Annotated in this window: 15 protein-coding genes; 3 read left to right on the plus strand and 12 right to left on the minus strand. The window is 73.5% G+C overall.

Translation table 11 applies throughout. The annotated features are described in order from the left end of the window. Positions 1-12 precede the first annotated feature (12 nt). The gene (locus tag IEZ06_RS26840) at positions 13-1182 is read left to right on the plus strand and encodes an LLM class flavin-dependent oxidoreductase (protein WP_189239499.1); all 1170 of its coding nucleotides are present in this window, start codon (positions 13-15) and stop codon (positions 1180-1182) included. A 26-nt stretch (positions 1183-1208) separates the two neighbouring features. Here the strand turns inward: IEZ06_RS26840 and IEZ06_RS26845 are convergent, their stop codons facing one another. From IEZ06_RS26845 to IEZ06_RS26865, 5 genes are all read right to left on the minus strand, one after another. Next, a complete protein-coding gene (locus IEZ06_RS26845) occupies positions 1209-1472 on the minus strand; it encodes a nucleotidyltransferase family protein (protein ID WP_189239462.1) in 264 nt (87 codons plus the stop codon). Continuing rightward, the gene (locus IEZ06_RS26850; RefSeq protein ID WP_189239463.1) at positions 1462-1917 is read right to left on the minus strand and encodes a type II toxin-antitoxin system VapC family toxin; all 456 of its coding nucleotides are present in this window, start codon (positions 1915-1917) and stop codon (positions 1462-1464) included. Before IEZ06_RS26850 ends, IEZ06_RS26845 begins: the two co-directional genes overlap by 11 nt. Continuing rightward, complete coding sequence (locus tag IEZ06_RS26855; RefSeq protein WP_203871939.1) at positions 1907-2161, minus strand: AbrB/MazE/SpoVT family DNA-binding domain-containing protein; 255 nt, start codon at positions 2159-2161, stop codon at positions 1907-1909. The genes IEZ06_RS26850 and IEZ06_RS26855 overlap by 11 nt, the downstream gene beginning before the upstream one ends. 101 nt (positions 2162-2262) lie before the next feature. Further along, the gene (locus IEZ06_RS26860) at positions 2263-2649 is read right to left on the minus strand and encodes an SCO5389 family protein (protein ID WP_068900432.1); all 387 of its coding nucleotides are present in this window, start codon (positions 2647-2649) and stop codon (positions 2263-2265) included. A 64-nt stretch (positions 2650-2713) separates the two neighbouring features. Next, on the minus strand, positions 2714-3679 hold the full coding sequence (locus IEZ06_RS26865; protein WP_189239464.1) for an ATP-binding protein: 966 nt from the start codon (positions 3677-3679) through the stop codon (positions 2714-2716). Between the two features lie 255 nt (positions 3680-3934). Here IEZ06_RS26865 and IEZ06_RS26870 point away from each other — a divergent pair, with 255 nt between their 5' ends. Continuing rightward, entirely contained in the window at positions 3935-4438 is a 504-nt protein-coding gene (locus tag IEZ06_RS26870; RefSeq protein WP_189239465.1) for a DUF2867 domain-containing protein, read from the plus strand. Positions 4439-4496: 58 nt separating this feature from the next. On the opposite strand, the gene IEZ06_RS26875 is transcribed toward IEZ06_RS26870, so the two are convergent. From IEZ06_RS26875 to IEZ06_RS26910, 7 genes are all read right to left on the minus strand, one after another. Continuing rightward, entirely contained in the window at positions 4497-5993 is a 1497-nt protein-coding gene (locus tag IEZ06_RS26875) for an LCP family protein (RefSeq protein WP_189239466.1), read from the minus strand. Between the two features lie 122 nt (positions 5994-6115). Next, on the minus strand, positions 6116-7063 hold the full coding sequence (locus IEZ06_RS26880) for an NAD-dependent epimerase/dehydratase family protein (RefSeq protein ID WP_189239467.1): 948 nt from the start codon (positions 7061-7063) through the stop codon (positions 6116-6118). Positions 7064-7283: 220 nt separating this feature from the next. Further along, the gene (locus tag IEZ06_RS26885) at positions 7284-8777 is read right to left on the minus strand and encodes a class I adenylate-forming enzyme family protein (RefSeq protein WP_189239468.1); all 1494 of its coding nucleotides are present in this window, start codon (positions 8775-8777) and stop codon (positions 7284-7286) included. Between the two features lie 91 nt (positions 8778-8868). Continuing rightward, a complete protein-coding gene (locus tag IEZ06_RS36675; protein WP_229798740.1) occupies positions 8869-10092 on the minus strand; it encodes a cytochrome P450 in 1224 nt (407 codons plus the stop codon). An 86-nt stretch (positions 10093-10178) separates the two neighbouring features. After that, complete coding sequence (locus IEZ06_RS26900) at positions 10179-10910, minus strand: glycosyltransferase family 2 protein (RefSeq protein WP_189239469.1); 732 nt, start codon at positions 10908-10910, stop codon at positions 10179-10181. Further along, positions 10910-11881, minus strand: a complete 972-nt coding sequence (locus IEZ06_RS26905; RefSeq protein WP_189239470.1) for a 3-oxoacyl-ACP synthase III family protein — start codon at positions 11879-11881, stop codon at positions 10910-10912. Before IEZ06_RS26905 ends, IEZ06_RS26900 begins: the two co-directional genes overlap by 1 nt. 302 nt (positions 11882-12183) lie before the next feature. Continuing rightward, positions 12184-13503 (minus strand): LCP family protein, encoded by a 1320-nt coding sequence (locus IEZ06_RS26910; RefSeq protein WP_229798731.1) that lies wholly within the window; start codon positions 13501-13503, stop codon positions 12184-12186. Between the two features lie 306 nt (positions 13504-13809). On the opposite strand from IEZ06_RS26910, the gene IEZ06_RS26915 reads away from it, so the two are divergent. After that, the gene (locus tag IEZ06_RS26915) at positions 13810-14307 is read left to right on the plus strand and encodes a GNAT family N-acetyltransferase (protein ID WP_189239472.1); all 498 of its coding nucleotides are present in this window, start codon (positions 13810-13812) and stop codon (positions 14305-14307) included. Positions 14308-14361: the final 54 nt, after the last annotated feature.

The following is a 14361-nucleotide window of genomic DNA, read 5'->3' on the forward strand; positions in this document are numbered from 1 at the left end:
ACGGCCGGGGCGATGCGGATCGGCGTCTTCCTGGTCGCGGCCGGCTTCCCCGGCCGCCCGCCGGGCGAGGTGCTGCGGGACACGGTCGAGGCGGTGGTCGCCGCCGAGGAGGCCGGGTTCGACGACGCGTGGATCGCCGAGCACCACTTCATGTCGTACGGCGTGTGCCCGTCGGCGGCGACGCTGGCCGGGGTGGCGCTGGGCCGTACCAGCCGGATCCGGGTGGGGACGGCGGTGAGCGTGCTGTCCACCCGGCACCCCGTCGACCTGGCCGAGCAGGCGGCCGTCCTCGACCAGGTCTCGGGCGGGCGCTTCCTGCTGGGCGTGGGCCGGGGCGGGCCGTGGGTGGACCTGGAGGTGTTCGGCACCGGGCTGGACCGGTTCGAGCGGGGCTTCGCCGAGTCGCTCGACCTGCTCTGCGCGGCGCTGGAGCGGGGCGAGGTCGCGGCCGACGGGGAGTTCTTCAGGTTCCGCCGGGTGCCGGTGGTCCCGGCGGCGCGGCTGCGGCCGGTGGTGGCCTGCACCTCGCCGGCGACGGCGGCGCTGGCCGCCGCGCGGGGGCTGCCGATGCTGCTCGGCATGCACGTCGGCGACGAGGAGAAGGCGGCCATGATCCGGGCCTACGACGCGGCGGACCCGGGACGGGCGGACGCACCGACACCAGGCCCGGCGGAGTGGCGCCGGGCGGGAACCGGTCCGGTGGGACAGGGCCGGGCCGGGTCCGGTCCGGCGGAGCCCGGTCAGGTGGGGTCCGGTCGGGTGGGGTCCGGTCGGGTGGGGTCCGGTCGGGAGGACGCCCCGGCGCGCGGTCCGGAGGGGCGGCGGGACCCCGGGCACGTCGCCGCCGCCGTGGGGTACGTGGCCGACTCGACGGCGCAGGCCGTACGGGAGCTGAGGGAGAGCATGCCGCGCTGGCTGGAGCCGGGGCTGGCGGGATACGTGCCGGTGGACGGGCGGCCTCGGCCGAGCCGGGACGTCCCGGCCTACGTGGACTTCCTGTGCGCGACGCACCCGGTCGGCTCCGCGGACCACTGCGTCGCGTCGATCCGGCGGACCGCCGCCGCGACGGGCCTGCGGCATCTGATCCTGATGGTCGAGGGCGCGGGCGACCACGCCCGGACGCTGGAGAACATCAGACGCCTCGGCACCGAGGTCCTGCCGCGGGTGCGTCAGACCGCGTGATCCCGGTGACGCCGGGTCCAGAGGGCTCAGGCATCGCGTAAGACCTGGTCCCTGACGGTCTCGTTGAGGTGGTGCGTTGACACCGGACCGAAGAGGCCTTCCAACTCCTCTTTGAGGGCCATGATCTCGACGAGGCCAAAGGATGCCCCTTCGGCACGCAGGTGGCGCAGATCGAGATCGCTGTCCGGCCGGTCATCACCACGGGCCACCGATCCGAAGACCGACAGCCCGCTGAAACCGAACCGCTCACGCAGAGCGGGGAGACGCTCCTGCGGGAGATCAAGATCCATCCGTGTCCGGGGTGATCAGCGTGACCGTCGGGAAGTAGGTCCTGTAGCGAGCCGTATCACGAGTGATCAAGCGGTACTTCTGCAGGGCGGCGTGGGCGCCTATGTAGAAATCCGGCAGCGGAGATCGCTTCTGTCCGCCGCGCTGTCGATAGGCCGCGAATGCCTTACCCGCCAGGAACCCCGCCTCGTAAGGAAGATCGTAACGTTCGATTTCACCCGCGGGCAGAGCCTCGTCGAGGTCTTCGATGCCGGTGAAGCCGACGGAGATTTCAGCGTAGATGACCTGGTTGATGGCTACCGGTCCTTCTTCTCTCGCTTGTGCTACCGCTTCATCCGACCAATCGGCCCACTTCGGGTCATCCATCAGAATGTCCAGCAGAACACAGGAGTCGACGAGAGTGATCGGTCGCTCGGGAACCGGCCGCAGGTGGACTCTATTCGCCACGGAGGAGTTCCATGAGCTCGTCGGTGCTCATCCTGATCGAGGCCTTGCCGCGCATGTGACGGGTCAGTCTCTTGCCTCTGCTCTCGCTGCCCTCGCTGCGCACGATGGTCAGTGTGCTGCCGACTTCGACCACGTCCACCTCGTCGCCTTCGGTGAGGTTGTACTTCTCGCGGAGGTGAGCAGGGATCGTCACCTGTCCTTTGCTGTTGATCCGCATCCCTGAACCGCCTGTTCGAGTGGTCATGTATTACCTCTACTACCTGATACTAGCCATGTCCTCGATTCCGGAGAATGGGAGGGCGCGGGCGGTCGGGCCCGCGCCCTGGAAGCGCCTGGTGGATCCGGTCAGCAGTCGACGAGTTCGGGGGACTGGTTGAGGATCTGGGATCGGGCGGTGGTGAACTCGGCGTGGGCCGCGGTGGCGGACGGGTCGAAGACCGCGACCCGGTGGCAGTTCTGGAAGGCCAGCTTCACTCCGAAGTGGCGCTCCAGGGCGCCGCGCATGGCGTCGCTGGCCAGGCAGCGCAGGAGCTGGCCGCGGGCCTCCTCGCTGGGCGGAGGGACGGTGTTGTCGGTGAACTCGGCGCCGGTGCGCGCCCGCTCCCGGACCAGGTCGTCGATCAGGGACCAGGCGTAGGGCAGGGAGTCGCGGACGCAGGCGACGAACGCCGCGTCGTCCACCTCGCCGGCCTGGGCCTGGTCGAGAAGGTCCTTGGAAACGGTCAGCGACATGCTGCGTTCTCCTCTCGGAAAGGGGATCTTTCAGACACTAGATCGGGTCCGTCCGCCGCTCCACCTAGCGCCGGAGCGACACTCGTGTGGGCCCGAAGGCGAAGTCCGGGTCGACCTGGGCGGCGAGGTCCTCGCCGACCGCCCGGTTCGCCCAGGCCCGGGCGTTGCGCAGGTGGAACTCGACGGTCTGGCGGCCGAACCGCTCCCAGTCCTTCTCCTGGGAGTCGACGTGCTTCAGCAGCACGCCGAGGGCGTCGGCGTTGGCGGGCTCCAGGTCCTCCAGGGTGAACGGGCGGCCCTGCTCCATGGCCCGCACCGCGGCCGAGTGCTCCAGGCAGACCAGCAGGTCGTCGCCGACGTGCTCGCGCAGGAAGGCGACGTCGCCGGGGTCCTGGACCTTGTTGCCGACGACGGCGAGGGGCACGTCGTAGTCGGCGGCGTACTCGCGGTACTGCCGGTAGACGCCGACGCCCTGCCGGGTCGGCTCGGCGACCAGGAAGGTCATGTCGAAGCGGGTGAACAGGCCGGAGGCGAAGGAGTCCGCTCCGGCGGTCATGTCCACCACGACGTGCTCGCCGTGGCCGTCGACGAGGTGGTTGAGGTAGAGCTCGACCGCGCCGACCTTGGAGTGGTAGCAGGCGACGCCGAGGTCCTCCTCGCTGAACGGGCCGGTGACCATCAGGCGGAGGCCCTCCGGCGTCACGGCCGAGAAGCGGGCGTGGACCGGGTCGTCGGCCGGGTCCAGGCCCAGCAGCCGGGAGCCGCGGCCGGGCGGGGTGGTCTTGACCATGGCGGCGGCCGAGGTGATGCGCGGGTTGTCGCCGCGCAGCCACTCCTTGATCTCGGCCAGGTGGGAGCCCATCGGGCGGGGCAGCCCGCCCTCCTCCACGCCCAGCACCATGCCCAGGTGCTGGTTGATGTCGGCGTCGACGGCGACGACCGGGCCGCCCTGACGCGCCGTGTATCTCGCGAACAGCGCCGACAGAGTCGTCTTGCCGCTGCCGCCCTTGCCGACGAATGCCACCCTCACGATGACGATCCAATCTGATTATGAAAACCATTGCAACCTCTGTGAGTGGCCATCATGCCACGGCGGGTGAGATCCGGGTGGGGGTTGACGGAAAAAGGGGCGCGCCGTGACCCCGTGCCGGGGGACCCGGATGCGGACCGTACGGTGCCGTATGGAATCGTCTCGAGTGGCGACCCGGCGGGGCCGGCCGGGCCGGGGCCCTTCCGGGGTCCGGATCCGGCCGCCCCGCCCCCTACTCTCCGATCGGGAGCGACCATGCCGCACGCCGTCGAATGGCCGGAGCTCCGCGCCCTCACCCAGGACGCGGACCACGTGGACGTCAAGACAGTCGAGGGGGACGTCACCCTCAGGGAGTTCCTGGCCGGACTCGTCTCCTACGAGCCGGACTGGATGCGCTTCCTCTACCGCGTCCGGGCGGGGTTCGTGCGCCTGCTGGGCATGCGCCAGGGGGAGCTGCCCTCGGCCGCGGGCATGCGCCCGCAGGACGTCCCGTTCACGCCCGGGGAGAAGCTGGCCTTCTTCACCGTCACCGAGGCCGAGGAGGGGCGCTACTTCGTGGCGGGCACCGCGGAGTCGCACCTGAGCGCGTGGATCGCGGTGGTGGCCGAGCCCGGCCGCTTCCACGTCGTGACCGTCGTGAAGTACCACCGCTGGACCGGGCCGGTCTACTTCAACGTCATCCGCCCCTTCCACCACCTGGTGGTCGCGGGCATGGCCAGGGCGGGGGTCGCGCCGGGGGCCGGGAGGGCGCACGCGTAGCGCGGGAGCCGGGAGGGCGCAGGCGTGGCCGCGGGGCCGTGCGCGGATCCACCGGGCGTCAGGGGCAGGTCTCGTCGAGGAGGACGGTCTCCTGAGGCGTGGGCGTGGGCGTGGGCGTCGGTGCCGGTGAGGGCGTGGCCGCCGCTGTCGAGCCGGGTTCCGGCGGTGGGCCCGATTCGGATTCCGGCGCCGCTTCCGGTGCCGCAGGTGCCGTCGGCGTGCGCGCCGGCGGGGCGGGGGTCTGCCGCGGTGCGGGGCGGGGCACGGCGGTGGCGGCCGGGGACAGGGCCGCGGTGGCCTTGCGCCTGATCAGGGCGTAGTCGGGTGCGACGGGGTCGATCACCGGCGGGACGAACTGCAGGCTCCTGATCCGGGTCCCCTTCACCTTCTCGGCCAGGTCGACCAGATGGGGCAGGAGCGCCCGGGGGATGTCGGTGGACACGGTGTCCAGCGCGGCGTCGGCGATCTCCTCGAAGCCGCCGATGACCGTCACCGGGTCGGCCTGCTTGGCCACGGCGTTCAGCAGGCACTTCTGCCGGCTCATCCGGACGTAGTCGCTGGTGTGGGTGCGGGACCGGCCGTACCAGAGCGCCTCCTCGCCGGACAGGACGCGGGTGCCCGGCTGGACGACGCCCTCGTTCCGCCTGCCGTACACGATGGGCTCGGGCACGGTGAGCCGCACGCCGCCCATCGCGTCGATCATCTTGGCGAAGCCCCGCATGTCGACCATCGCGTAGTAGGGCAGGTCCAGACCGAGGACGCCGCCGACCGTCCTCTTCAGCAGGGTGGGACCGCGCTCGCCGTCGGGGGTGCCGGGGACCGTCTCGGGGTGGTCCTCGGCGTACTGCCAGATCTCGTTCAGGATCCCCGGCGTGTGCGGCGGTTCGCCCGCGAAGCCGTGCGGGAAGCGGTCGCGGGCCGGGCCGGCCGGCATGGGGACGTGCTCCAGGTTGCGGGGCAGGCCGAGCAGGACCGTGTCGCCGGTGCGGGTGTCGACGCTCGCCACGGTCACGCTGTCGGTGCGCACGCCGTACCGGCCGGTGGCGGCGTCCGCGCCGACCAGCAGCACGTTGAGCCGTTCCCGGCCCTGCCACGGGTCGGCTGGCACGGGCGTGGTGCCGGCCGCGAACAGCGTGGTCATGACGTGCTGGGAGACGTGGGCGAGCCGGGCGGCGTACACCGAGGGGAGCATCACCAGCACGCACAATAGGCCCACGGCGAAGGCGGACAGGCGGCGGCCGGCGCGGCTGAGGCCCTGCGGCCGGAGGAGCCGGTAGGACCGGATGACCACGGCCACGGTGACGGTCCCCAGCAGCAGCGCCACCGCCCCGAAGGCCTGCAGCCAGCCGGGCCGCACGGCCAGGGTCAGCAGGAAGGACTCGGCGGTGAGGAGTGCGGCCGCGGCCGCGGTGATCAGGGTCAGGGAGGAGAGCATGAGCAGGGCCCCCGTCCTGCGCCGTCCGGCCCGCAGGTGGGCCAGGCCCCACAGCACCGCCGAGCCGAGCGTGAACGCCAGGCTCGATCCGATGCCGGGACGACGCCTGTGACCTGCCATCTGTTCACTATTCCCCGTACACCTCCGGGACTGCCGCAGGTTAGTACCGGATATCGGCTTATTAGGTCATGTATTGGGTCATGTCGCGATCCGGTCCGGCGGGAATGCCGGCCCCGCCGGGCTCACCAGTCCGCGGCGCCCGCGAACGACGTGGGCGTCGGACGGTAGCCGAGCACCTCGCGGGCGGCGGTGATGTCCAGCGTGCGCTCGACGGCCAGATGGCCGACGGCATACCGGGTCAGGCGGGGCGGCCGCGTCCGGCCGAGCAGCCGGGCGGCCGTCTCGGCGACGGCGGCGACGGGCTCGGCGAGCCGGAGCGGCAGGTAGTACGGCTCCGCGGCGACGCCCCGCTCACGCAGGATCGCGCGCAGCGCGTCGTCCAGGACGACCGGCTCGGCGTCGGTGACGTTGAGGACACCGCAGGTGCCGCGCCGTACGGCCTCGGCCGCGAGCAGGCAGGCCCGGGCCAGGTTCCCCACCGAGGTGAGGCTGACCCGCTGCCGCCCGTCGCCCACGGCGACCAGCCGCCGGCCCCGGACCGCGCCGAGCACGCGGGGGAGCAGCGTCGTGTCCCCGGGACCGTAGACGGCGTGCGGGCGCAGGACGATCACCCGGCCCGGAGCCGCCTCCGCGGCGGCCCGTTCGGCGGCGGCCTTGGACGCGCCGTAGACGTTGACGTACCGCGCGACCGGGGCCTCGTGCTCGCGCGCCATCACGGTCGGCCGGAACGGGTCGTAGACGCTCGCCGTGCTCACGTGCACGAACCCGGCCCGGGGGAACGCCTCCGTCGCGCTCCGGGTCCCGGCCACGTTGGCCGCCCAGATCTCCGCCGGCGGCCCCCAGTCCGTGACGCCGCCCGCGCAGTGGACCACCGCGTCCACCTCCGGCAGCCCGGGCCGCAGGCCCCGCCCGCCGAGCAGATCCCACGCCAGGTATGGCGCGCCGCCGACATGGGCGGGCTCCACCGCGGGCCGCCGCCCGAAGGCGTGCACCTCCCAGCCCTCGGCACGGGCCGCCCGGCACACCGCGCCGCCCGCGAACCCCGACGCGCCCGTCACCGCGATCCTCATCGCCGGACCCCGCTCCTCCCGGTCGCCGGCACCTGCCCCGCCGGGCCGTTCACCGCGTCGCCGGCCGCGTCGGCCGCCCGGCCGTTCGCTGGGCCGTTCGTTCGGCCGTTCACCGCGTCGCCGGCCGCCCGGCCGTTCGCAGGGCCGTCCGCCCGGCCGTTCGCAGGGCCGTCCGCCCGGCCGCTCGGGGAGGCCGTCCGGCGGCGGTCGACCGCGGCGCTCACCGGGCCACCAGGGCGCGGAGCGCGGCGCGGTCGAGCTTGTCGGCGCGGCCGGAGCGGGGGAAGGCACCGAGCGCGACGATCCGGTCGGGGAGGGCGCCGGCGTCCACCAGGTCCGGCAGGGCCCCGCGCAGCCGCGCCTCGTCGTAGCCGGACGCGGGGACGACGGCGAGCACGACCTCCTCGTCACCGGTCTCCGGGTCGGCCAGGCCGACGATGGCGGCCTCGGCGACGCCGGGCAGCGCGGTGATCGCGGGCTCGTAGAGGCCGGGGTAGATGTTGAACCCGTCGCGCAGGATCATGTCCTTCTTCCGGCCGAGCAGGACCAGCCGGCCGCCGGAGATCCGGGCCAGGTCACCGGTGGCGACCTCGCGCAGCGGCTCCCCGCCCAGGTAGCGGCCGGCCAGGTGCGGCCCGGAGACCAGCAGCTCGCCGTCCTCGGCCAGGCGTGCCCCCACCCCAGGCAGGGGAGCCCCGAGCAGGTCGCCCTCGGCGCCCGACCCGGTGTGGGCGAGCTTCTCCTCCGCCGAGGCGATGGAGATGGGCAGGGCCTCGGTCATCGCGTAGACCGACAGCACCTGCGGACCCGCGGCGACCGCCCGGCGGAGCACCCCGGCCGGCGCGGGGGCGGAGCCGAGCAGCAGGTGGCGGAGCGTCCTCGGCAGCCGGGGCGTCTCGCGGAGCAACCGGTCCAGGCGGACCGGGACGGCGAAGGCGTGGGTGGCCTTCCGCTCCGCCAGCTCCGCCGCGAGGGGCCCCCGGCCGGGCAGCGACCAGGTGGCCCCGGCCATCAGCGCGGGCAGCCCCAGCATCAGCTGGTCGGTGTGCACGACGTCGCCCGGCCCGAGCGGGAAGGCGCTGCGGAACAGCTCCAGCCCCGCCGCGAGCGACCCCCGCGTGTGCACCACCCCGCGCGGACTGGCCGTGGTCCCGGAAGTGAAGATCACCGCGGCGGGCCGGTCCGCCCGGGACGGTCGCGGTCCGGGGTTCCCGGGGCCCTCCGGCGGCTCCGGCAGGCGGCTCAGCCGCAGCGCGCCGCGCGGCACCCCGGGCAGCCAGGGCCCGGCGTACAGGTGGCGGACCGGATGGCCGGGGAGGGGGTCGCGCAGATCGGGCAGGAGCAGGCCGCGGCGGCGGGCCAGGGACCTGAGCGGCCCGCTCAGGGTGTGCAGCAGCGACTCGGTCACCACCCACCTGGGCCGGGTGGCGGCCATCCGGGCGGCCAGCACACCGGGAGCCAGGCCCGGATCGGCCAGCACGAGCGTCCCGCCCGCCGCCACCGCGCCCAGCGCCGTCACCACCGCGTCCACGCCGGGCCGTACCGCGAACAGGACCCCGTCCCCCGGCTCCAGCCCGTCCATGGCGGCCCGGACCGTGTCCACCCGGCGGGCCAGCACGCCGTAGGCGATCTCCCGGCCGCGGCCGTCGACGAGCGCGGTCCGGTACGGTTCCCGCCCGGCGGCGGCCATGATCCCGGTGACGATGTCGTTCATGCGGCGGCGGTCCAGGGGGTGGAAGGGGTCCCGGCGGTGCCCGCGGGACGGCGGTCCGTCGGGTGGGGGCGGTCCGGAGAGGCGGGGAGGTTCATGCGGCGGTGATCCACAGGTGCTCGTAGGTGGGGATGAGGACCCCTCTGGCGGCGCGCCGTCCGGTGACGCGGACGCCGCGGGACAGCACCGTCGAGGCCACCGCGCGGATCTCCGCCAGGGCCAGCGGGTAGCCGATGCAGAAGTGCGGGCCCGCACCGAACCAGAGGCGGCGCAGCTCGGGAGGGTGCGGGCGGGACGGGTCGAAGGGACCGTGGGCGCGGGTGCAGTTGTGGGTGACGATCAGCACCCGGTCGCCGGGCCGTACCGCGACCCCGCCGACCCGCGCGGACTCGGAGACCGAGCGGAGCATCAGCGGGGTGGGGGTGGTGACCCGCATGGCCTCGTCGATCACCCGGTCCAGGTCCTCCACGACGGCACGGCGGTCGAGGCCGTGGTCGAAGACCAGTGCCACCAGGCGGGGCACGAGGGTGGCGACGGTCTCGGTACCGGTCAGGAAGAACGCTCCGGCGGCACCCCGCGCCTCGGCCGCGGACAGTCCCAACTCCCGCATCCGGCCCATGACGGTGGACGGATCCCCCGCCTCGTAGGCGGCCTGGGCGATGTCCCCGATCCGGTCCAGGACCTGCCGGGCGACCGCGACCTGCCGGTCCGACAAGCGCCGGGAGCGCAGCGAGACCATCGAGACGACCCGCTCCCCCGCGGCGAACAGCTCCCTGGCCCGTGCCTCGGCGACCGAGGCCGAGCCGGGACGTGACCCCGGGCCCGAGCCGGGGCCTGTTCCGGTCTCTCCGGCGGCCTTCGAGCCGGGGCCTGTTCCGGTCTCTCCGGCGGCCTTCGAGCGGGGGTCCGGGCCGGGACGTGAACCGGGAGCCGAGTCGAGGTCCAGACCGATGGTCCGGCAGATGACGGCTCCGGCCATCACCCGCATGGCGTCCACCAGGTCGACGGTCTCGCCGCGCGCCAGGCGCGCGTCCAGCGCCGCGAGCGGCTCGCGCAGCACGTCGTCCACCAGGCCCGCGACGTAGGCCGGGGTGAACAGCGGCATCAGCTTCCTGCGCAGCGCCAGGTGGTCCGGGCCCTCCATGTTGAGCAGCACGGACGGCCCGAGCACCGGCGTCCACAGGTCTCCCGGCGAGCCGGGGCCGTCCTTGCGGAAGCGCTCGTCGGTCAGCACGGCACGCGCCACGGAGGCGTCGTTGACCACCACGCCCAGCCCCGGCACCCGGACCACCGGCCCGAGGCGGGCCAGCAGGCGCATCAGCGGGTAGGCGAACGGGTGGGCGGCCAGGTAGAGGCGCGTCTCGTGGTCCGTCAGCCGGTCCGTCAGCCGGTTCACGGTCCGGATCACCGGATGTCGACCACGTCGGGCCGGTAGCGGTGGTCGGCGTACCAGGCCAGCGTGCCCGCCAGGCCGTAGGCCCGCAGCCGCCGGACCGAGCCGTACACCACGACGTCGCGGCGGGAGCCGTACGCGGCGGTGACCTTCCTGACCCGGTTGACCAGGGCCCGGTCCTCGTGGACCTCCTCGATCGCGGTCCGCGGGAAGCCGCCCGCGCGCTCGTAGAGCTCGGCGGTGATCGCGAGGTTGCAGCCGGGCATCATCACGTACGGCCCCTTGTGCAGCGGGTCCCGGTTGCCCGGACGGAACCGGCCGAACGCCGCCGCCACGTCGATCACGAACGGGATGAGCCGCCGCTCCCAGAACCTCAGCGGGAACTCGTCGGTCCGGGGCACGAGCCGCCCGCCGACCATCTCCAGGCCGTCGCCGAACGCGCGGCGGATGTTCCGCACCCAGTCGGCGCGGGGCAGGCAGTCGGCGTCGGTGCGGGCGACGTGGGTCGCCCCGTGCGCGACGGCGTGCCGCACGCCGGTGTCGGAGGCCGCGCCGGTGCCCTTCCGGGGTTCGCGGATCACCTGGACGCCGTGCCGCCGGACGACCTCGGCGGTGCCGTCGGTGCTCGCGTTGTCCACCACGAGCAGCGTGAAGCCGCGATCGTCCTGCGCCGCCAGCGCGCGCAGCGTCGCCTCGATGCCGGCGGCCTCGTTGTACGCCGGGACGATCACCCACAGGTCCATCACATCTCCGCCAGCATCACGCCCATGCTGATCCCGCCGCCCAGGCCCAGCAGCGCCACCCGGTCACCGGGCTCCCAGGAACCCAGCGCGAGCTGGAGCGGGAGCGTGGCCGAGGCGCAGTTGCCGTGGTCGGGCAGGCTGACGACCAGCCGGTCCTCAGGGATGTCCAGCACCTCGGCCAGGAAGCGCAGGTACGGCATCGCGACCTGGTGGACCGCTACGACGGCGAAGTCGTCCCAGGTCAGGCCGGTCCGCTTGAGCGCGTTGAGGAAGATGTCGGGACCGATGCGCTCGAAGGCCTCCTTCAGCCGCCGCCCGTCGCCCTGGAAGTAGGAGTACTCGGGGTCGCGGGGGTGGACCGAGCCGCCGCCGGGCAGGGTGCCGACCGCCCACGCGGCGGAGTCGGCGGAGAAGTCGCGGTGGAAGATGCCGCGCTCGGGGTCCGCCTCGACGAGCACGGCCGCCCCGCTGTCGGAGAGCGTGTATCCGGCGAAGGAGTCCACGAACTGCGCCCGGTCCCGGACCCGCCACCGGATCGCCCGCGACGGGGTCTCGCCGGAGCAGACCAGGACCTTGCGGTGCGCCCCGGACAGGATCAGCGCCTCGGCCACCTGGATGCCGTTGAGCAGGCTGTTGCAGGCGTTCTTGACGTCGAACACCGGGCACGACAGGCCCAGCTTGGCCGCCACGATGTGCGCGGTGGCGGGCTCGACCATGTCCTGCGAGGCGGAGGCGAAGATCATCAGGTCGGCGTCGGCTCCCGCCCCGGGCGGGGCGAGCCCGCGTACGGCCTCCACCGCCAGGTCGGACGCCTGCTGGTCCTCGCGGGCCACGTGCCGCAGCCGGATCCCCGTCATGCGCTCGACGATCCCCCGGTGGGGGGCGTATCCCTCGATCCGGCGCTCCACGTCCGAGCTGCTCAGCGTCCGTTCGGGCAGATACGTCGCGACGCCCGTGATACGGGCCTTCATCGCGCCCCCTAATCGGTCAGGTCTCCCGGTGCCTGCGCAATGTATAACCCGAAATGGCATTTCTCCTAGTCAGGGAGGATCGACGGAGCCGGCCGAGGTGTTCCGCGGGGCGGAAGCGCCCGGTGGAGCCGGCTCGCGGACCCTCCGGCCCGAGGACTCCCGCGGGAGCAGCGAACCCGCCTGCCGGAACCCGGGGACGGCGGAGGGTGAGGACGGCGGAAGCCGGAGACACCGGTGGGTGAGGACGGCGGGCGGCGGGGACGTCGGCGGGCGGCGGGGACGTCGGCGGGCGGTCGAGCCCGTCAGGCGCTCGCGCAGGAGTCGTGGGTGGCGTCGAAGCCCTTGATGCCGTCGGTGCCGCCCGGGCGCAGTTCCTTGACCCCCCGCCAGTCGTCGCCGATCACGAGGACCAGCCTGCCCGTCGTCCCGGCGGAGACGAACCGCCCGGTGGAGGCCAGCAGGTCGCGACTGAGGACCGGCGCCTTCGTCGCGCTCCGCGGCGAGTAGACGACCGTGGTCCGGGGGCGCGGCTTGCGCGCCGTGTCCCCGATCCTGGAGATGTGGTAGCCCCGCTCCTCCAGCTGGGCCGCGACCAGCGTGCCCAGACCGGAACGCCAGGTCCCGTTGCGCACCTCGACGTCGATCTGCGCGCGCGGCACCCTGGTCTGCCCTCCCCTGACCCCCGATCCGGTGAGCGGCCGGTCGTGCGCGACGATGCGGAACAGCTTCGTGCTCAACGGCTCGACCCACTCCACCTTCCCCGGGTGGACGAGCGAGTAGCGCCACGGTGTCGTGACGAAGCGGATCCGCCCCGCGGCCAGGCCCCTGGCACTGAGCGCGAGGTCCTTCATCACGGCGGGGGTGAGACCGGGGTCGGTGGTGACCGACCGGGTGGCCGCGTCGAGGAAGCCGAAGAGCCGGGCGGGGTCGCTGAGCGTCTCGCCGCTCATCACCTTCTTCAGCATCGAGGCGATGAACATCTGCTGCCGCTGGATGCGCCCGATGTCCGAGCCGTCGCCCAGGCTGTAGCGGGCGCGGACGTAACCGAGGGCCTGCTCGCCCCGGAGCGTCTGCCGTCCGGCGTCGAGGGTGAGCAGGGCCTTGGTGTCGTTGATCGGCTCCGGCACGCAGACCTCGACCCCGCCGACCGCGTCGACCATGTCCTTGAACCCGGTGAAGTCGACCTTCACGAAGTGGTCGATGCGGATGCCGGTGAGCGTCTCGACCGTCTTCCAGGTGCAGGCGATGCCGCCGTAGTTGAACGACTCGTTGATCATCCCCACGTGGGGGTACTGGCCGGGCAGCCCGTGCCGGCCCCGGCAGGCGGGGAGCGGGACCATCGAGTCGCGCGGGAAGCTGACGACCACCGCGTTGTCGCGCTTCGGCGAGATGTGCGCGAGCATGATCGTGTCGGTACGCTCCCCGGGGAACCGCCCGTACTTCGCGTTCCTGCCGTCGCGCTGGTCGGAACCGACGATCAGGACGTTCACCGCCTTGCCCGCGGCCTTCACCGGGCGCGGCCCGAGGTCCTCCGAGCCGACCTCGACGTGCCGGACGTTCCCGGACAGCCTGACGTACGCGCCGACCACCGTCGCGCTCACCCCGACCGTGACGGTCGTCACCGACGCCACCAGCCACCACACCCACCGGCGACGCCGCCGCCGGGGCCTCACCGGGTCCGCGGGCCTCGGAGGCGCGTCGGTCGATCCACTGCTCACCAGTTGTCTCCAGCGTGGAGGAACCGGCCTGCGGGCCGGATCCTGACGTGACTCCGGAAGGGGACGGGCCGGGGGCGTACGTCCCTGGCAGGGGAGCCGTGCTCCGGCTGCCGCCGAGTCTACTGAGCGTTCTGCGGAGTTCCGGGAAACTCCGGCGTACCTCTCTGACGTGGCGTGATGGCGGAACGCGGCTCCTGTTACGATCCGCCGATGATGATCCGAGATGGTGGCCCCGATGACGTTCGGGCCGTTCTGGGGATGTTCGACAGCGCGGTGGCGTGGCTGACGGCGCAGGGCCGTACCGGGCAGTGGGGCAGCGAGCCGTTCTCCACCGACCCCGCCCGCGTGGCGCGGGTGGAGGAGTGGGCGGCGGGCGGCGGGATGCGCATCGCCGAGGTCGACGGGGAGCCGGCCGGCTGCCTCGTCGTCGGAGCGGCGCTGCCGTACATCACGCCCGCCCCCGAACCCGAGCTCTACGTCCGGTGCCTGGTCGTCGACCGGCGCTTCCCCGGCCGGGGCGTCGGCGCGGCGCTGCTGGAGCGGGCCCGCGCCGAGGCGGCCGAGCGGGGGATCCCGCTGGTCCGGGTGGACTGCTACGCCGGTGACGACGGCCGCCTGGTGAAGTACTACGAGAGCCAGGGCTTCACCAGGACCGAGCCGTTCACCGTGGGCGAGTGGCCGGGCCAGCTCCTGGAGATGCGACTCTGACGGCCGCCCCGCCCCCGGAGCGGACCGGGCGGGCGACGAGCCCGCCGGGCCGCG

The organism is Planomonospora antibiotica (assembly GCF_014647955.1).
In the GTDB taxonomy this organism is placed as follows: Bacteria; Actinomycetota; Actinomycetes; order Streptosporangiales; family Streptosporangiaceae; genus Planomonospora; species Planomonospora parontospora.